Source organism: Rahnella sp. AA, from assembly GCF_002834385.1.
Classification (GTDB): domain Bacteria; phylum Pseudomonadota; class Gammaproteobacteria; order Enterobacterales; family Enterobacteriaceae; genus Rahnella.
In genome coordinates this window covers 239,909-257,978 of the sequence record NZ_PITQ01000007.1, presented here as the reverse complement: position 1 = coordinate 257,978, position 18,070 = coordinate 239,909, and the positions used below count along the sequence as shown (strand labels likewise).

General features: G+C 53.1%; 15 protein-coding genes. 9 read left to right on the top strand and 6 right to left on the bottom strand.

Going from position 1 to position 18,070, the window contains the following annotated elements:
- Nucleotides 1–507: 507 nt before the first annotated feature.
- The gene (gene garD / locus CWS43_RS17915) at nt 508–2,079 is read left to right on the top strand and encodes a galactarate dehydratase (RefSeq protein ID WP_101078441.1); all 1,572 of its coding nucleotides are present in this window, start codon (nt 508–510) and stop codon (nt 2,077–2,079) included.
- A gap of 77 nt (nt 2,080–2,156) precedes the next feature.
- Here garD and exbD read toward each other — a convergent pair whose 3' ends face one another.
- Nucleotides 2,157–2,588 carry a TonB system transport protein ExbD gene (gene exbD, locus CWS43_RS17910; protein ID WP_101078440.1) on the bottom strand — a complete coding sequence of 144 codons (432 nt, stop codon included), beginning with the start codon at nt 2,586–2,588 and terminating at the stop codon, nt 2,157–2,159.
- A gap of 9 nt (nt 2,589–2,597) precedes the next feature.
- The gene (gene exbB, locus CWS43_RS17905; RefSeq protein WP_232777053.1) at nt 2,598–3,506 is read right to left on the bottom strand and encodes a tol-pal system-associated acyl-CoA thioesterase; all 909 of its coding nucleotides are present in this window, start codon (nt 3,504–3,506) and stop codon (nt 2,598–2,600) included.
- Nucleotides 3,507–4,030: 524 nt separating this feature from the next.
- Here exbB and CWS43_RS17900 point away from each other — a divergent pair.
- The 5 genes from CWS43_RS17900 to CWS43_RS17880 all read left to right on the top strand — a co-directional run bounded on the left by CWS43_RS17900 (nt 4,031) and on the right by CWS43_RS17880 (nt 9,122).
- The gene (locus CWS43_RS17900) at nt 4,031–5,008 is read left to right on the top strand and encodes a TRAP transporter substrate-binding protein (RefSeq protein WP_101078438.1); all 978 of its coding nucleotides are present in this window, start codon (nt 4,031–4,033) and stop codon (nt 5,006–5,008) included.
- Nucleotides 5,009–5,063: 55 nt separating this feature from the next.
- Complete coding sequence (locus CWS43_RS17895) at nt 5,064–5,576, top strand: TRAP transporter small permease (RefSeq protein ID WP_101078437.1); 513 nt, start codon at nt 5,064–5,066, stop codon at nt 5,574–5,576.
- A 13-nt stretch (nt 5,577–5,589) separates the two neighbouring features.
- Entirely contained in the window at nt 5,590–6,882 is a 1,293-nt protein-coding gene (locus CWS43_RS17890) for a TRAP transporter large permease (protein ID WP_101078436.1), read from the top strand.
- A gap of 171 nt (nt 6,883–7,053) precedes the next feature.
- Entirely contained in the window at nt 7,054–8,247 is a 1,194-nt protein-coding gene (gene metC, locus CWS43_RS17885) for a cystathionine beta-lyase (RefSeq protein ID WP_101078435.1), read from the top strand.
- 215 nt (nt 8,248–8,462) lie between these two features.
- Nucleotides 8,463–9,122 (top strand): DedA family protein, encoded by a 660-nt coding sequence (locus CWS43_RS17880; RefSeq protein ID WP_101078434.1) that lies wholly within the window; start codon nt 8,463–8,465, stop codon nt 9,120–9,122.
- A gap of 9 nt (nt 9,123–9,131) precedes the next feature.
- On the opposite strand, the gene CWS43_RS17875 is transcribed toward CWS43_RS17880, so the two are convergent.
- Nucleotides 9,132–10,067, bottom strand: coding sequence for an AraC family transcriptional regulator (locus CWS43_RS17875; RefSeq protein WP_101078433.1), 936 nt, complete (start codon nt 10,065–10,067; stop codon nt 9,132–9,134).
- Nucleotides 10,068–10,363: 296 nt separating this feature from the next.
- On the opposite strand from CWS43_RS17875, the gene CWS43_RS17870 reads away from it, so the two are divergent.
- Together CWS43_RS17870 and dkgA are read left to right on the top strand one after the other, a co-directional pair.
- On the top strand, nt 10,364–11,404 hold the full coding sequence (locus tag CWS43_RS17870; RefSeq protein ID WP_101078432.1) for an NAD(P)-dependent alcohol dehydrogenase: 1,041 nt from the start codon (nt 10,364–10,366) through the stop codon (nt 11,402–11,404).
- Nucleotides 11,405–11,529: 125 nt separating this feature from the next.
- Entirely contained in the window at nt 11,530–12,354 is an 825-nt protein-coding gene (gene dkgA / locus CWS43_RS17865) for a 2,5-didehydrogluconate reductase DkgA (RefSeq protein ID WP_101078431.1), read from the top strand.
- A gap of 70 nt (nt 12,355–12,424) precedes the next feature.
- On the opposite strand, the gene ftsP is transcribed toward dkgA, so the two are convergent.
- The 3 genes from ftsP to parC all read right to left on the bottom strand — a co-directional run bounded on the left by ftsP (nt 12,425) and on the right by parC (nt 17,145).
- Nucleotides 12,425–13,840, bottom strand: coding sequence for a cell division protein FtsP (gene ftsP, locus CWS43_RS17860; RefSeq protein ID WP_101078430.1), 1,416 nt, complete (start codon nt 13,838–13,840; stop codon nt 12,425–12,427).
- Between the two features lie 76 nt (nt 13,841–13,916).
- Nucleotides 13,917–14,654, bottom strand: coding sequence for a 1-acylglycerol-3-phosphate O-acyltransferase (locus CWS43_RS17855; protein WP_101078429.1), 738 nt, complete (start codon nt 14,652–14,654; stop codon nt 13,917–13,919).
- A 217-nt stretch (nt 14,655–14,871) separates the two neighbouring features.
- The gene (parC, locus tag CWS43_RS17850; protein ID WP_101078428.1) at nt 14,872–17,145 is read right to left on the bottom strand and encodes a DNA topoisomerase IV subunit A; all 2,274 of its coding nucleotides are present in this window, start codon (nt 17,143–17,145) and stop codon (nt 14,872–14,874) included.
- Nucleotides 17,146–17,469: 324 nt separating this feature from the next.
- Here parC and CWS43_RS17845 point away from each other — a divergent pair, with 324 nt between their 5' ends.
- Nucleotides 17,470–18,057: an NAD(P)H-dependent oxidoreductase gene (locus CWS43_RS17845; RefSeq protein ID WP_101078427.1), complete on the top strand. Its 588-nt coding sequence runs from the start codon at nt 17,470–17,472 to the stop codon at nt 18,055–18,057.
- The last annotated feature ends 13 nt before the right edge of the window (nt 18,058–18,070 follow it).

Below are 18,070 nucleotides of genomic sequence, written 5' to 3'. Positions count from 1 at the left end.
ACCGCGTTTAAAATAACGCTTTAGCATTCACCTGTGGTTATTCACCGTATAGTTCCTTTATACAAACAGGCAATGACACTTTATTTAGCGCTGCCTGGAATTTATCTGAATTATTTTTAACGTCACCTTCAGATAGCCAGTACAGTATAAAAAACAGGGCTAAAAATAACACTGTGCATTCGCCCAATAATATACCAGATTATTGCGACTATTCTTTTGCATCCACACATCAGTATGGGAGGGGAATCACAGATCGTGTTGCGCTGATAACCCCGAAATTCAAAGGGTGATATACATCACATTTACTGTGTCACCTGCCAAACATAATGATGTTCAACAGGCAAAAAGCTGGTCAGTTGCACAATGAGCTTCCTGAACACCTGCCTTATAATGAGTCCATCCTTTGCATTGCCAGAGCATGTTTTACAAAAGCATAGTTAAGCATCAACTTCAGAGAATTAACCGGGGGATTTTCTTCCTGGATTTTTAATAAACGCGGAGACAGTTATGTCACGTAATAAAGATAAAGAACATGCAACCGAAGCGCTTTTTATTAAAGTTCATGAAAGTGATAACGTTGCGATTATTGTGAACGATAATGGCCTAAAGGCCGGCACCCGATTCGCTAATGGTCTGGAATTAATTGAACACGTTCCGCAAGGCCATAAAGTTGCTTTAGAACCTATCGCCAAAGGCGGCGATATTATTCGCTATGGGGAAGTCATCGGCTATGCCGTACGCGATATCGCACAGGGCGGCTGGATTGATGAGTCCCTGGTGGAACTGCCGGTGGCTCCTGAACTTAACAGCCTGCCGCTGGCAACACGTATTCCTCCCGTGTTACCGCCGCTGGAAGGCTATACCTTCGAAGGTTATCGCAATGCTGACGGCAGCGTGGGCACCAAAAACCTTCTGGGTATCACGACCAGCGTTCATTGTGTCGCAGGTGTCGTCGATTACGTGGTGAAAATCATCGAGCGTGATTTATTGCCTAAGTTTCCCAATGTTGACGGCGTCGTCGGGCTTAACCACCTCTACGGTTGCGGCGTGGCGATTAATGCTCCGGCGGCAGTCGTGCCAATCCGTACCATTCATAACCTTGCCCTGAACCCCAATTTTGGCGGCGAAGTGATGGTGATTGGCCTCGGCTGTGAAAAGTTGCAGCCGGAAAAACTGCTGCTCGGTACAGCAGATGTTCAGCCTATTTCGCTTGATGACGCTAAAATTGTGCGATTGCAGGATGAGCAGCACATCGGCTTCCAGTCGATGGTTGACGACATTCTTACCGTTGCCCAGTTCCATCTGGAACGCCTGAACCGTCGCCAGCGTGAGACTTGCCCGGCATCGGATCTGGTCGTCGGTACGCAATGTGGCGGCAGCGATGCATTCTCAGGGGTAACGGCGAACCCTGCCGTCGGTTTTGCCTCAGATCTGCTGGTTCGTTGTGGCGCAACGGTCATGTTCTCTGAAGTCACTGAAGTCCGTGATGCTATCCATTTGCTGACACCGCGCGCTGCGGATGTCGATGTGGGTAAACGGCTGCTCGAAGAAATGGCCTGGTATGACAATTATCTGTCACTGGGGCAGACTGACCGCAGCGCTAATCCGTCTCCGGGTAACAAAAAAGGCGGACTGGCGAATGTCGTGGAAAAAGCGTTGGGGTCGATTGCGAAATCCGGTACCAGCGCAATTTCAGAAGTGTTGTCACCGGGGCAACGCCCGACTAAAAAAGGGCTGATTTACGCCGCTACGCCTGCCAGCGATTTCGTTTGTGGGACTCAGCAGATGTCTTCGGGTATTACGGTACAGGTGTTTACGTCCGGTCGCGGTACACCTTACGGCCTGGCGGCGGTTCCTGTTATTAAAATGGCCACCCGTACAGCGCTTGCCAATCGCTGGTTTGATCTGATGGACATCAATGCAGGCACTATCGCCACAGGTGATGCCACAATCGAAGACGTCGGCTGGGAGTTGTTCCGCTTCATTCTGGACATTGCCAGCGGTCGCAAAAAAACCTGGTCAGATACCTGGGGCATCCATAATGCACTGGCGGTATTTAACCCGGCCCCTGTGACCTGAGTTAGCAATATCCAGACAGACAAAAGGCCAGCAAATGCTGGCCTTTCTCATATGTCCTGCTGCAGTTCGGGAAAAGCTTACTTCGCGCCTGCGCCCGTTTGTTCCGCACCCACCAGCCCGACTTTCAGGTAACCGGCTTTACGCAGGTTATCCATCACGCTCATCAGCGTTTCATAATCGACGGTTTTATCTGCACGGAAGAAAATCGTACTTTGCTTGTTGCCCTGAGTACGCTGATCCAGCATTGCTGTCAGATTGTCATTGTTTACCGGCGTGTCACCGAGGAACAACTGCTTGTCGGCCTTCACCGACAGGAAGATCGGTTTCTCAGGCCGTGGCTGCGGCTTCGCCGTGGAAGCCGGTAAATCCACCCGCACATCTACGGTTGCCAGCGGTGCCGCTACCATGAAAATGATCAGCAGCACCAGCATGACATCAATGAAAGGCGTGACATTGATATCATGCATTTCACCGCTTTCGTCGATATCGTCGTTTAAGCGAATAGCCATAATCTGTTCTTACCCTACGCGTAGCTGACCTGTCTGACCGCGTGGCGCATCGCCCTCGCTGGCAGCCAGATCCAAATCACGGCCCTGTAACAGAATAATCTGCGCCGCTACATCACCGACCTGATGACGATAGGAAGTAATCGTACGGGCAAAAATGTTGTAGATCACCACAGCAGGAATTGCAGAAACCAGGCCGACAGCCGTCGCCAGTAACGCTTCTGCGATACCCGGTGCGACCACCGCAAGGTTGGTGGTTTGGGTCTGTGCAATACCGATGAAGCTGTTCATGATGCCCCATACCGTACCGAACAGGCCGACAAAAGGAGAGATCGCCCCGATAGTGGCCAGGATGCCATTGCCACGGCCCATATAACGGCCAGCGGCACCAACGCGGCGCTCAAGACGGAAACCGGTACGCTCTTTAATACCGTTGTTGTCAGCAGAGCCGGCCGAAAGTTCGAGTTCATTCTGTGCATCGCGGATCATCTGCGCGCTGATACTGCTGGCGGCAAAGCTTTCCGCCTGCTCAGCGGCCTCATCCAGCGTACGCACGGAAGACAACGCATCAAATTCACGACGCATACGGCGTTTACCGCTGAAGACTTCAGCGCCTTTGCTAAACAGCAGCGCCCAGGTAACGACGGAAGCCAGCAACAGGCCAATCATCACTGTTTTCACCACCACGTCAGCGTGGTGGTACATACCTAATACAGATAAATCCGCAGGAATAACCGGCGCAGTTTCAGCCGGAACAGGCTGCATCACCGGAGCAGGCGTTGCATCAGCAGTACCCGGTGCCGGTTGAGTTGTCTCGGAAGTGACGGCTTGAGCAGCCGGCGTCGCAGGTGCAGCCATCGCGTTGCCGCTCAGACCAGCAATCAACATTAACGACATCAGTAATGAGGTCGCCTCTTTCATCTTATTGCGAGCCGTTTTCACGCGTCGCCTCCAGCCAGAATCAGTGTGTAGAAGGAATGAATAACGCCGAATGATATCAAAGAAAAAGCCCTAATTGATAGTCGTTCTCATTATTATTTACATTGTCCCGCTTCCATGGCCGGGTGTCATTGATGGATGACAAGGTTTTTCCCGTTTGGACACACTGCGAACAATTTAACCCACGTCACACTTTCCGTTTAAATATTGCAGAAAATCAATCAGCTAATAACAACTATTAAAGTTAAAACAACATTTTAAATATTAAGTAACAGTATTTTACATCTGTTGCGAGATTGTGATAGCGCTCAAATACTACTCAGTTATAAATAGGATAAGGTTCCTGCCACAGACGAAGGCCCGGAAAAGGCATGTCTGTTATCTGTTTCATTTAAAAGGTTATTCATCCTTTTTCCATTAAAAACAGGCGCGGCACCCTGCGTCAGACCGGTCCATTTTTGCTGTTATTTTTCCATTCCCTTATCGAGTACCCTGGAGACAAACTGATGAAAATGCAGAAAGCACTTCTCAGCCTTTGCCTGAGTTCCGCCACCCTGTTGTTTACCCCTGTTCTTACCGCACAGACGCTGAAAGCAGCCGATGTTCACCCGCAGGGTTACCCTAATGTCGTCGCTGTTCAGCACATGGGCGAGAAACTGCAACAACAAACCGACGGTCGTCTGGAAATTAAAACCTTCCCGGGCGGCGTGCTCGGCGATGAAAAACAGGAAATTGAGCAGGCACAGCTGGGCGCACTGGATATCATCCGTGTCTCCATGACACCCGTTGCCTCGATCCTCCCGGAAATCAACGTGTTTACCCTGCCCTATATTTTCCGCGATGAAGACCATATGCATAAGGTGCTGGACGGTCAGATTGGGAAATCCATTGGCGATAAAATCACCAGCAACCCCAACTCACGTCTGGTGTTTCTTGGCTGGATGGACGGCGGGACGCGAAACCTGATCACCAAAGAGCCAGTGGTGAAACCGGAAGATTTGCACGGTATGAAAATCCGCGTTCAGGGCAGCCCGATTGCGCTGGCGACGCTGAAAGCTATGGGCGCAAACCCGGTAGCGATGGGCGTCAGTGAGGTGTTCAGCGGGATGCAAACCGGTGTTATCGACGGCACGGAAAACAACCCGCCAACCTTTGTTGCACACAACTATCTGCCGGTAGTGAAAAACTACACCTACAGCCGCCACTTTATTATCCCGGAGCTGTTTCTGTATTCAAAAGTGAAATGGGACAAGCTGAAACCGGAAGATCAGCAGCTGATCCTCAAGCTGGCCAAAGAAGCGCAGGACGAGCAGCGCGAGCTGTGGAAAGCCTATAACGAGAAAGCGCTGGCAACCATGAAAGCGGGCGGCGTGAAGTTCCAGGATATCGATCCGGCCACTTACGTGAAAGCCACCCAATCCGTGCGTGATGAATTCGGTAAAGACCATCAGGAACTGATGCAGCAAATCGCTGACGTTCAGTAATTCGTTGAACCGGGCAGCGACGCTGCCTCTTTCCCGACGCTTCACGGAGGAACTTATGTTTTCCGGTTATCACGCTCTGATGGACATCTTTTACCGCAGCGCAATGTGGCTGGCCGGGCTGGCGTTACTGCTGATGGTGGCGGTCATTCCCATCGGTATTTTCGCCCGCTACGTCCTGAACAGCGCCCTATCCTGGCCTGAACCCATCGCCATTATGTGTATGGTGACGTTCACCTTTATCGGTGCCGCCGTCAGTTACCGCGCGGGTTCACATATTGTGGTGGCGATGGTCACGGACCTTCTGCCACCTGCTCTGCAAAAGTTTTCTGCCCTGCTTTCTGACCTGATGATGCTGGCTATCAGCATTTTCATTTTCTGGTACAGCCTGCAATTGTGCAGCGAACTCTGGCAGCAACCCGTGGCGGAATTCCCGCTGCTGACCGCCGGGCAAACCTATCTTCCCCTGCCGGTGGGTTCGGCGCTGACCCTCTTATTTATTATTGAGCAGATTATCGCAGGCCCGCAGCATAAGCGGCCGGTGGTGATGCTGGGCAATTCTGAAGCCTGAGCCGGAGCCTTTTATGGATGCACTCATTTTACTGTTAACGCTCGGCGTCATGCTGGCTATCGGCGTACCGGTGGCGTACGCCGTCGGGCTCAGCGCCCTGGCCGGTGCCTGGTGGATTGACCTGCCGTTTGAAGCGCTGATGATTCAGCTGACCAACGGCGTGAATAAGTTTTCGCTGCTGGCAATCCCGTTCTTTATTCTGGCGGGCGCGATTATGGCTGAAGGCGGCATTGCCCGCAGACTGGTGAGTTTTGCGTATATCTTTGTCGGTTTTATCCGCGGCGGCCTGTCGCTGGTGAACATCGTGGCATCAACATTTTTCGGGGCGATTTCAGGTTCCTCGGTGGCAGATACCGCATCGATTGGTTCGGTGATGATCCCGGAGATGGAGAAAAAGGGCTATCCGCGTGATTTCGCTGCCGCAGTCACCGCCAGTGGTTCCGTGCAGGCGATTCTGACGCCACCGAGCCATAACTCGGTGATTTACTCGCTGGCCACTGGCGGCACGGTTTCGATTGCCGCGCTGTTTATCGCCGGTATTCTGCCCGGTTTACTGCTCAGCCTGACGCTGATGGTGATGTGCGTACTGTTCGCGCACAAGCGCGGCTATCCGAAAGGTGAGCGTGTGCCGTTCCGTCAGGCACTGAAGATTTTCATCGACACGCTGTGGGGGCTGATGACGGTGGTTATCATCATGGGCGGGATCCTCAGCGGGATTTTCACCGCCACAGAATCCGCCGCCATTGCCTGTCTGTGGTCATTCTTCGTGACGATGTTCATCTACCGCGACTATAAATGGAGCGAGCTGCCGAAACTGATGTTCCGCACGGTGAAAACCGTCAGTATCGTGATGATCCTGATTGGCTTTGCCGCCAGCTTCGGCGCGGTGATGACTTACATGCAGTTGCCGATGCGGATCACCGAGTTCTTCACGTCGATCTCAGATAATAAGTACGTGATCCTCATGTGGATCAACATCATGCTTCTGCTGATTGGCACGCTCATGGACATGGCGCCGATCATTCTGATCCTCACGCCGGTGCTGCTGCCAGTGATTTTGTCACTCGGCATCGACCCGGTGCATTTCGGGATGATCATGCTGGTGAACCTCGGGATCGGCCTGATTACACCACCGGTCGGCTCCGTGCTGTTTGTTGCCAGCGCCGTGAGTAAGCAGAGCATTGAGAAAGTCGTTAAAGCCATGCTGCCGTTCTACTGCGTGCTGTTTATAGTACTGATGGTCGTGACCTACATTCCGTCCGTTTCGCTGTTTCTCCCCAAACTTTTCGGTGTTTACACCGGATAGCCATTATCTCTTTTAGCCCGTCTTTCCCGACGGGCTTTTGTTTTGGCTGAAATTTTCTCATCCAACCGGCAAAAACCTGACCCGTCATAATTCATCATGTTAAGTTAATTGCATCTCAGCCGCTGCCACAGAGCGCGGGTCTACAAGGCTAAACAGGGTGAAATGCGGATTATGTCATCTAAAAAAATCGAAACCGTGCTGGTCAGCGCCGGGCGGGACAAAAAGTACACACAAGGTTCAGTCAATGCGGTGATCCAGCGTGCTTCATCGCTGGTGTTTGAAACCGTGGCCGATAAAAAACACGCCACCGCCAACCGCGCTAACGGCGAACTGTTTTACGGACGCCGCGGCACCCTGACGCATTTTTCCCTGCAAGAGGCCATGGTTGAGCTTGAAGGCGGCGCGGGTTGCGCGCTTTATCCATGCGGTGCGGCGGCGGTCAGTAATGCGGTCTTGTCGTTTGTCGGCACCGGCGACCACATTCTGGTGGCAGGTTCCTCTTATGAACCCACACAAGATTTCTGCGAAAAAGTGCTGAAAAAGCTTGGCGTCGCCACCACCTATTTCCGTGCAGACATTGGCGCGGAGCTAGGTTCGCTGATGCAGCCCAACACCAAAGTCGTTTTCCTCGAATCACCGGGCTCCATCACCATGGAAGTTCCGGATATCCCGGCGATGGTGAAAGCCGTCCGCGCCGTGTCTCCGGATGTGGTGATCATGATCGACAACACCTGGGCGGCGGGCATTCTGTTCAAAGCGCTGGAATTTGATATCGATATTTCTATTCAGGCCGGGACCAAATATATCGTCGGCCATTCCGACGCCATGATTGGTACGGCGGTATCTAACGAGCGTTGCTGGGAGCAGTTGCGTGAGCACTCTTATCTGATGGGACAAATGGTTGATGCCGACACCGCTTACGTCGCCAGCCGTGGCCTGCGGACGATGGGTGTGCGGCTGAAACAGCATGAAGTAAGCAGCATTCGTATCGCGCAATGGCTGGCGGAGCGTCCGGAAGTGGAAACCGTGAACCATCCGGCGTTACCGGGCAGCAAAGGCCACGAATTCTGGAAGCGTGATTTCACCGGCAGCTGCGGTTTGTTCTCGTTTGTCCTGAAGCAACGCCTGAGCAAACAGCAGCTTTCCGACTATCTCGATCACTTCGAACATTTCAGCATGGCGTATTCCTGGGGCGGTTTTGAATCGCTGGTTCTGGCCAATCAGCCGGAAGAAATTCAGGCTATCCGACCGGCAGAAACGGTCGATTTTGCCGGTACGCTGGTGCGTCTTCACATCGGGCTGGAAAATAGCGATGACCTGATCGCCGACCTTTTAGCGGCTTTTGAACGCATTGCTACAGCCTGAGCCTCAGGGATTGCGACACACCGCGCAGATCGGTAAGGTATCTGTCGGATTTTCATTCGCAAAACGAGAATAATCTGTAAGCTCTACACATAGCTCCGGTGAACTAATGCCGGAGTATTCTGTCTTTTTACAGCCGCCTCAGATCAACATACGGACAAGGGATCCTTGGTACACTGGCAAGCGACAGTTTTTCATGATTAGCAACAGGACAGAATATGGCAGTTATTTGCGACATTTTTCATGCACTCTGGCGGCATGATTTCAGTATGCTCGCCGACCCGAATCTTCTCTGGGTTATCTATGCTGTACTGTTCACGACGCTATTTCTTGAAAACGGACTTCTTCCCGCTTCTTTCCTGCCGGGCGACAGCCTTCTGTTGCTGACCGGTGCGCTCATCGCCAAAGGCGTGATGAGCTTCATTCCCACGATGATTATTCTGGTGACTGCCGCCAGCCTCGGCTGCTGGCTGAGCTACATACAGGGACGGTGGCTCGGACACACCAAAATGGTCAAAGGCTGGTTGTTACAGCTTCCCGCACATTATCATCAGCGCGCACACCAGATGTTCACCCGACACGGGCTGACCGCGCTGCTGGTTGGCCGTTTTCTGGCGTTTGTCCGCACGCTTTTACCGACCATCGCAGGGATCTCCGGCCTGAACAATGCCCGCTTCCAGTTCTTTAACTGGCTGAGCGCCATTTTGTGGGTGGGGGTGGTGATCTCATTGGGCTTCGCGCTGAGTCATATCCCGGTGGTGAAACGCCATGAAGATCAGGTCATGGCGGGGCTGATGATTTTACCGGTTCTGCTGCTGGTTATCGGGCTTGCCGGTGGATTGCTGGTGGTGTGGAAGAAACGTAAATGCCGTTTCTGAACACGCAAATCATGCTTTAAAGGCCACATCCGCCAGCGCTAAAACGCCCGAACTGCCTTCGCGCAGGCGGGCCATTTCATCGCTCGGCGTCACCCCAAAATAGCGCTTAAACTCGCGGCTGAACTGCGATGCGCTTTCATATCCCACCTGTAACGCCGCCACGCTGGCTTTCACGCCGTCATAAATCATCAGCATTCGCGCTTTGTGCAGCCGGTAGGTTTTCAGATACTGCAAAGGTGATGTGCTGGTCACCGCTTTAAAGTTGTGGTGGAACGCCGAAATACTCATGTTCACTTCGCTCGCCAGCGCTTCCACACTGAGGTTATCCGCATACTGCGCTTCGATGCGGCGCAGGGATTTGGCAATCTGGCTAAAATGCGTGTGGCGGTTAACCAGCGCCTGAAGTGCGCCGCCGTTTTCACTGGTCAGAATAAAGAACAGGATTTCGCGGATGATCTTCGGCCCCAGCACGCGGGCGTGAAGCGGTTTATCCAGAACGCTCAGAAGACGCTCGGTCGCACACAAAATATCGTCATCCAGAACCCCTGAATTGATGCCGGTTGACGACTCTTTTTGACGTGCCACGGTTTCATCCCCCATGTCCATCAGCAAATCCTGCAACATCAGCGTATCGATGCTGATCTGGATCCCGGCCAGTGGCTCTTCGGGGCTGCTGAACGTTTCACATTCAAACGGCAACGGAACGGTCAGCATCAGGTAATTATGCGGATCATAAGAGAAGGTTTTCTTGCCCAGATAACCAACCTTACGGCCCTGAAAGAGGATCACCACGCCAGGATTGTATAAAACCGGCTGGCGCGGATGGTAACGTGTGGTGTACATCAGCGTAACCTGTGGCACCGCCGACGGACTGAGTTTATTACTCCCGCTAAGATGCGCCACCCTTGCCGCCAGACGGGCGCACAAGCTGTCCACATTTTCCATTATTCCTGCTCCGGATAGACGATAAACTGGCATTAATTTTGCCACAGGCGTTTCATTTTCTACAGAGACTTGCAGGATCAGGCAAGACTCTGGCAGAAATGTGCATCATCTTCCCTGCGATTTTCTCTTACAGTTAATCCCTCTTTCCGCAGGCGTATCTTCCTGCACAAACGCAGTAAACTGCTAGTCTGTATGAACGCACCTTTCATACGCTGTTCGTGACAAACATTTTTGTCACCGGCCCGGTTTTTCAATAACTCCCTAATTTTCAAAATATTCAACGTCAGGAGAAAAGTATGTCTGCACCTACCGCTGCCGAAAATACGTTCAACGCCTGGGCCGCTGCCGGTCCGAATCAGCCGCTTGAAGCTTTCCAGTTCGATGCCGGCCCGATCGGCGATGAAGAAATTGAAGTCGCCATTGATTACTGCGGCGTTTGTCATTCAGACCTCTCGATGCTCAATAACGACTGGGGTTTCACCCAATATCCTTTTGTGCCGGGTCACGAAGTGGTCGGGAAAATCGTTAAAATTGGTGACCATGCACGTAATAAAGGGCTGAAAGTCGGGCAGATTGTGGGCGTGGGCTGGAACCGCGGCAGTTGTATGCATTGCCACCCGTGTATGTCTGGGGACCAGCATCTTTGCCACGACGTCGAAGCCACAATTATCGGGCACCACGGTGGTTTTGCCGACCGTATCCGCAGCCACTGGGCATGGGCCATTCCGCTGCCGGAGGGTGTTGATATCACCAGCGCTGGCCCGTTGTTCTGCGGCGGCATCACCGTGTTTAACCCGCTGTTGCAGTTCGGTGTGTTGCCAACGCACCGCGTGGGTGTCGTCGGTATCGGCGGTCTGGGGCATATGGCGTTACGCTTTTTGAATGCGTGGGGCTGCGAAGTCACGGCATTTACCTCATCCCTGGCAAAACGTGATGAAGCGCTCTCGCTCGGCGCACACCGTGTGATCGCGACCCGAGACAGCGAAGACCTGAAGAAAATTGCCGGTCAGCTGGATTTCATTATGGTGACCGCCAACGCATCACTCGACTGGGACGCAATTCTTGGCGCACTTGCACCGAAAGGTCGTCTGCACTTTGTCGGCGTCGTGCCGGAAGCCGTTCCCCTGCACGTCATTGCGCTTATCAGCAAGCAAGCTGAGGTTTCCGGTTCTCCAACCGGTTCCCCTTCACGTCTGGCCGATATGCTGGCGTTTTGCGCTCGCCACCAGATTACACCGCAGGTTGAGCATTTCCCGCTGAGCAAAATTAATGATGCCGTCTCGCACCTGCATGACGGTAAAGCACGCTACCGCGTTGTGCTGGACATGAATGCTTAAAAATAAAATAAGTAGCCTGCTCAGCAAGATGACGTTTCGTTAACTAGACTTAACGTCAGGCTGAAGCCTTCCCTACCCTGTGCCCGTGTTTTGCGGCGGGCACCCTGCCCTGAAAGGAGAACCTCATGGCAACGCAACCCATCATTAAACTTCACGATGGCAACCTGATGCCTCAGTTAGGACTTGGCGTATGGAAAGCCAGTAATCAGGAAGCCACCAGCGCGGTGAAAACGGCCATTGAAACCGGCTACCGTCACATCGATACGGCCGCTATCTACAAAAACGAGGAAGGCGTCGGCGAAGCGATTGCCGCCAATCTCGTTCCCCGCGAAGAGCTGTTTATTACCACCAAACTGTGGAATGACGATCAGCTGAATGCGCCAAAAGCGCTGGAAACCAGCCTTAAAAAGCTGAGAACTGATTACGTTGATTTGTACCTGATCCACTGGCCGCAGCCAGCGCAGGGCCATTATGTCGATGCGTGGAAAGCGCTGCTGAAACTGAAAGAACAGGGGCTGGCGAAAAGCGTCGGCGTCTGTAATTTCCCGCTGGAACATTTGCAAAAGCTGAAAGATGAAACCGGCATTTTCCCGGTGGTGAATCAGATTGAGCTGCACCCGCTGATGCAACAGCGCCAGTTACACGCCTGGAACGCCACCCACACCATCGCCACCGAATCCTGGAGCCCGCTGGCACAGGGCGGCGAAGGCGTGTTTGATCAGCCTCTGATTCAGAAACTGGCCGAGAAATACAACAAAACCCCTGCGCAGATTGTCATCCGCTGGCATCTGGACAACGGGCTGATTGTTATCCCTAAATCCGTCACGCCAAAACGCATTCGTGAAAACTTCGATGTGTTTGATTTCAAGCTCGAGAAAGAAGAACTGGCGGAAGTCACCAAACTGGATAAAGAGCAGCGCCTGGGGCCGGATCCGGCTAAAGGGCTGTAAATACCCCCAGGCTGCAATACAAAAAAACCCGCCACGGCGGGTTTTATTCTGATGCAAACGAGTCCTGTCATTACATCGACGGCTGAACCAGCATATTGCCTGCGGACCCGCGATCGGCCAGCTCCAGCGTCCCGCTGCGATAAGTAAACGGGAAATGGTCATACGAAGGCTGATTGAAAAATACCAGCAATTCCACATCGCCATCGACCCAGACGGTATCTTTGAATCCGGCATCTTCCACCAGCGGTGCCGCACCGTTCACGCTTTTAACCAGGAAAGACACGCCTTCGGCATGGAAGGTCTGCGGCATATCCGCATGCACCGTCCAGCGCTCCCACGTGCCTTGCTGTGCGGTGAGATCGAGGCGGTTAATATCCCACATCGCGCCATTGATGCCCGGCTGGCTATCACCAAGGCGCAGGTCGCGGGTACGAACCACATTCCCGGTCAGGATCTGATCAGCCAGTAAACGCATCGGCAGATTGTCAGTCACCAGCGGCAACAGACCGGTAGGTTTAAGCGTCAGCACGATAGTCGAAACCAGAATGCTGGACGGCTCAAACAGACCACGTAATCTGTCCATCACCCCTGCGGCTTCACCTGCGGTAACCGACACTTCTTCGCCCTGCGACATATCCACCAACACTTCACGACGTTCGCCCGGCCCGAGCGACAGACGTTTCACCGTCAGCGGCGCAGGCAGAAAACCGAGATCGGAAGCCACAACGTGGAACGCACGGTTGTCGGTCATACTCAGTTCGTAACGACGGGCATTTGACGCATTCAGTAAACGCAGGCGCACCCAACCTCGCGAAACCTCGACATACGGGCTTTGCACCCCGTTGACCAACATCGTGTCGCCAAAAAATCCGCCGGAGGCCGGTGTGTCATATTGCGGTACGCCGAAACCATCCAGACGTTTGTCCTGAATAATCAGCGGGAAATCGTCAACACCATAATGGTTTGGCAGCGGCAGATTTTTACTCACTTCGTCTTCAACAATCCACATCCCCGCCAGCCCGTTATAGACGTGTGGTGCCATACGGTTAGGTGTATTAGCGTGATACCAGCAGGTCGCCGCTGCCTGGCGGATAGGCAATACCGGGGACCAGTCTACGCCGGGTTGCATCAGGCGCGCCGCGCCGCCCGTTAACGTTCCTGGTTCAAGCAACCCGCTGACCGTCATCGAAACTGGCTCAGACAGGCGATTGCTGTAGATAAGTTTGACATCATCGCCACTGTGCACTTTGACAGTGGGACCAAGGTACATGCCATTGATGCCCCAGACCGGCGCTTTTGCCCCCCCCAGAAATGACCAATGGGCGGCCTGTAAAGTCAGAAACAGAGGCTGCCCGCGACGCGATTCTAGCAGCGGAGGAACAGGCAGTACCGGTTGCGAACCACTCGCCTCTGCTTTTAGCGGCAGAGTACCTGCAGCAAGAGCCACGCCAGAGGCTTGCAGGAACGAGCGACGACTGAGTGACATATCTTCTCCATGAAAACAAAAATGATGACCCGTCGCCATCAATGGCAACGGGCATTAATTAACGTTGGGATGACTTTTATTTTTTAGCTGCGGCTTCGCGCTGTGCCACTTCGGCGTCCAGTTCGGCAATTTTATCCGCCATCACCTGACGGCAATGCTCGGAAAGTTCGCGCAGACGATCTTTGGTGTAACCGGTGGTATCGATAGGCGGCAGCATTTCAACAATCACGAGGCCGTTAGACCAGCGGTTGAGCTTTACCTTGTTGCTGGTGTTCGACACGCAAATCGGCACAATCGGCACACCGGCGGCGATAGCAGCATGAAACGCACCCGTTTTAAATGGCATCAGGCCACGACCACGGCTGCGAGTGCCTTCCGGGAACATCCAGATCGAAAGGTTCTTTTTCTTAATCTGCGCCACGACCTGCGCAATGGTTCCGTGCGCTTTGGCGCGGTTATCACGGTCAATCAGCAGGTTACCGGTTAGCCAGTACAACTGACCAAAGAACGGGATCCAGGCGAGACTTTTTTTGCCGACGGTGACTGTACCCGGCATCACAACAGATGACGCGGTCACCATGTCGTAGTTGTTCTGATGGTTTGCAATGTAGATGCACTTGCCGTTTGTTGCCGCTTCAGCCGGAATGCGCTTTTCTACAGTCAGACCAAACACCGGTGCCAGATGACCAAACAGCTTACCAAACGTCGCCACATGTTTCGGGTTACGCGGGCTGAAAAGGCAGTAGATGGAGCCAAAGACACAGACCAGAATCGAGTAAACCACCACGATAATCAGACGCAAAATAAATAACATAACATCCTCTTAAAACTACAGCCGAAGCCGGTAAGAAACCTGTGCAGTTTCGCTCCCTGTGCGGTGAACTATTCTCAAGCCTCATTCAACACTGCACAACGGTTTTATTGATACAAATGTAAAATCTTTGCACTGCACAACAGTCTCAGGCCACTGCATTCCCTTAGAAAGAGTTCAGGGCACAAATGTGCCCTGGCTTTATGGGTCAACAGCAATCTTATTCTTCGCTGCCACCGTCACTGGTACGGGCAGGTGCATCTACTTCAACACGGTCTATACGCTGCAATCCACGTGGCAGAAGGGTTCCCTTACGGCCACGTTCTGCACGGAATTTCTGTAAATCTTCCGGGCGAAGGAGCAGCTTGCGTTTACCGACATGCAGGGTGATGGACGCTTGCGGTGGCAACACCAGCAGCCATGCCAGTTTATCTTCACCGCTTGCTGCCTGCGCAGAAGGGATCGAAACGATTTTGTTACCTTTACCTTTCGACAATTGTGGCAAATCTGCCACCGGGAACAGCAACATACGTCCCGCAGCGGTAATCGACAGCAACATATCATCGTCACCATTGAGTTCCATTGGCGGCAATGCCTTAGCATTATCCGGCAGGGTAATCATCGCCTTACCGGCACGGTTACGTGCTACTAAATCATTGAAGGTACAAACAAAACCGTAACCAGCATCGGAGGCCATCAGCAATTTCTGGTCGTCAGACGCCATCAGAACGTGTTCAATGGTTGCACCCGGTGGTGGCGTGAGCTTACCGGTCAGCGGCTCGCCCTGCCCGCGCGCCGAAGGCAGCGTCATCGGGTCAAGCGCGTAACTGCGCCCGGTGGAATCCATAAATACGACAGGCTGATTACTCTTACCTTTCGCCGCAGCACGGAAACTGTCACCTGCTTTGTAGCTCAGGCCGGACGCATCAATATCGTGGCCCTTGGCGCTGCGCACCCAGCCAGATTCGGAAAGCACGATCGTCACGGGTTCGGACGGTACAAAGTCGTGCTCGCTCATGGCCTTCGCTTCTTCGCGCTCAGTAATTGGCGAACGCCGTTCGTCACCAAAGGCTTCGGCATCGGCCTGGATTTCTTTGCGGATCAGCGTGCTGAGTTTACGTTCTGAGGCCAGCAGCGCCTGGAGTTGATCGCGCTCTTTCGCCAGCTCATCCTGCTCGCCGCGAATTTTGGTTTCTTCGAGTTTTGCCAAATGGCGTAATTTCAACTCAAGGATCGCTTCCGCCTGCGTATCTGACAATTCGAAACGCTGCATCAGCACCGGTTTCGGCTCATCTTCAGTACGAATGATATGAATCACTTCGTCGATATTGAGGAAAGCCACCAGCAAACCTTCGAGGATATGCAGGCGTTTCAGGACCTTATCGAGACGGAAATTCAGACGACGGCGCACGGTATCACGGCGATACGCCAGCCATTCGGTCAGGATTTCCACCAACCCTTTCACCTGCGGGCGGTGATCCAGGCCGATCATGTTCATGTTGATACGGTAGCTGCGTTCCAGATCGGTGGTCGCGAACAGATGATTCATGACCTGATCGAGATCTATACGGTTAGAACGCGGCACCACGACCAGCCGCGTCGGGTTTTCGTGATCCGATTCGTCACGCAAGTCTTCAACCATCGGCAGTTTCTTGGCACGCATCTGGCTGGCGATTTGCTCGAGTACTTTTGCACCGGAAACCTGATGCGGTAACGCCGTGATCACCGCGCTGCCGTCTTCTTTATGCCAGACCGCACGCATGCGCACCGAGCCTTTGCCCGACTCGTACATTTTGCGGATTTCGCTGCGCGGCGTGATGATTTCAGCTTCCGTCGGGAAATCCGGCCCCTGAACAAACTCCAGCAAATCTTCAAGTGAGCTGCCCGGTTTTTCCAGCAGCGCGACTGCCGCAGCGGCGACTTCGCGAATGTTGTGCGGCGGAATATCTGTCGCCATACCGACGGCAATGCCGGTGGTGCCGTTAAGCAGAATATTCGGCAGGCGCGCAGGCAGCATCTTCGGCTCCTGCATCGTGCCGTCAAAGTTCGGGACGTAATCAACCGTTCCCTGACCTAATTCGCGTAACAGAACTTCCGCATATTTCGACAGGCGCGATTCGGTATAACGCATCGCGGCGAAAGATTTCGGGTCATCCGGCGCACCCCAGTTTCCCTGCCCGTCGACCAGCGGATAACGGTAAGAAAACGGCTGCGCCATCAGCACCATAGCTTCGTAGCAGGCGCTGTCACCGTGCGGATGGTATTTACCCAGCACGTCACCGACGGTGCGCGCGGATTTTTTGAATTTGGCGTTATTGCTCAGGCCCAGCTCTGACATCGCGTAAATAATACGGCGCTGTACCGGCTTAAGCCCGTCACCGATAAACGGCAGCGCGCGGTCCATGATGACGTACATGGAATAGTTGAGATAGGCGTTCTCAGTAAACGTGTGCAGTGCTAAACGCTCTGTTCCGTCATGAGTCATTTCGCTCATTGATGTTTAATCCTCAGACCCGTGGCGTTATCGTTTTTGGAAATTAAGGAAGCTCGCCCCGCAGGCGCGCAGTATCGGCTTACGCGAGGCAATGATGTTCGCGATAGTACATCATCTGCCGTATGGCTGTCACAGTTGCTGTGTTTGTGCGGGATTTTTAAGCGGTTTTCAGAACGCCGGATGGCGAAATCTGACGTCTTTTCTTGTCATTATTGCATCTGAGTCAATAGTCTTGTGCGCAATATCACATTTTTCCACCCTGCGGAGTTGGGTACACTACGTGATAACAGCCTGACAGCCAGAATTCAATTTAAGGAAAAGACCATGAGCAACATCCTGATTATCAATGCCGGCAAGACCTTTGCCCACTCTAAAGGCGCGCTGAATAACAGCCTGACCGACGTCGCTTCTACCTTTCTGCGTGATAAAGGCCACGACGTGCGCGTCACGGTTCTTGAAGAGGGCTACGATGTGCAGGCTGAAATCGAAAGTTATCTGTGGGCCGATGCTATCATTTATCAGCAACCGGGCTGGTGGATGGGCATGCCGTGGACACTGAAAAAATACATTGATGAAGTTTTCACAGAAGGCCACGGCAAACTGTACGCCAGCGATGGCCGTTCCCGTTCTGACGATTCGAAAAAATACGGCTCCGGCGGCCTGCTGCACGGCAAATGCTACATGCTCTCCGTGACCTGGAATGCGCCACTGGAAGCGTTCGAAGACAAAGAGCAGTTCTTCCATGGCGTAGGCGTCGATGGCGTTTATCTGGCGCAGCACAAAGCGAACCAGTTCATCGGCCTGGATACCCTGCCAACCTTCATGTGCAATGATGTGATCAAACAACCTGATGTTGAACGTGATTTTGCCAACTACCGCGCTCACCTTGAAAATGTGTTCGGTCAGGCTTAAGGTAAAAAGTCAT

Excerpts from the sequence above, each read along its gene's own strand:
- garD (WP_101078441.1), top strand. The coding sequence starts at position 508 with ATGTCACGTAATAAAGATAAAGAACATGCAACCGAAGCGCTTTTTATT.
- exbD (WP_101078440.1), bottom strand. The coding sequence starts at position 2,588 with ATGGCTATTCGCTTAAACGACGATATCGACGAAAGCGGTGAAATGCAT.
- exbB (WP_232777053.1), bottom strand. The coding sequence starts at position 3,506 with ATGAAAGAGGCGACCTCATTACTGATGTCGTTAATGTTGATTGCTGGT.
- CWS43_RS17900 (WP_101078438.1), top strand. The coding sequence starts at position 4,031 with ATGAAAATGCAGAAAGCACTTCTCAGCCTTTGCCTGAGTTCCGCCACC.
- CWS43_RS17895 (WP_101078437.1), top strand. The coding sequence starts at position 5,064 with ATGTTTTCCGGTTATCACGCTCTGATGGACATCTTTTACCGCAGCGCA.
- CWS43_RS17890 (WP_101078436.1), top strand. The coding sequence starts at position 5,590 with ATGGATGCACTCATTTTACTGTTAACGCTCGGCGTCATGCTGGCTATC.
- metC (WP_101078435.1), top strand. The coding sequence starts at position 7,054 with ATGTCATCTAAAAAAATCGAAACCGTGCTGGTCAGCGCCGGGCGGGAC.
- CWS43_RS17880 (WP_101078434.1), top strand. The coding sequence starts at position 8,463 with ATGGCAGTTATTTGCGACATTTTTCATGCACTCTGGCGGCATGATTTC.
- CWS43_RS17875 (WP_101078433.1), bottom strand. The coding sequence starts at position 10,067 with ATGGAAAATGTGGACAGCTTGTGCGCCCGTCTGGCGGCAAGGGTGGCG.
- CWS43_RS17870 (WP_101078432.1), top strand. The coding sequence starts at position 10,364 with ATGTCTGCACCTACCGCTGCCGAAAATACGTTCAACGCCTGGGCCGCT.
- dkgA (WP_101078431.1), top strand. The coding sequence starts at position 11,530 with ATGGCAACGCAACCCATCATTAAACTTCACGATGGCAACCTGATGCCT.
- ftsP (WP_101078430.1), bottom strand. The coding sequence starts at position 13,840 with ATGTCACTCAGTCGTCGCTCGTTCCTGCAAGCCTCTGGCGTGGCTCTT.
- CWS43_RS17855 (WP_101078429.1), bottom strand. The coding sequence starts at position 14,654 with ATGTTATTTATTTTGCGTCTGATTATCGTGGTGGTTTACTCGATTCTG.
- parC (WP_101078428.1), bottom strand. The coding sequence starts at position 17,145 with ATGAGCGAAATGACTCATGACGGAACAGAGCGTTTAGCACTGCACACG.
- CWS43_RS17845 (WP_101078427.1), top strand. The coding sequence starts at position 17,470 with ATGAGCAACATCCTGATTATCAATGCCGGCAAGACCTTTGCCCACTCT.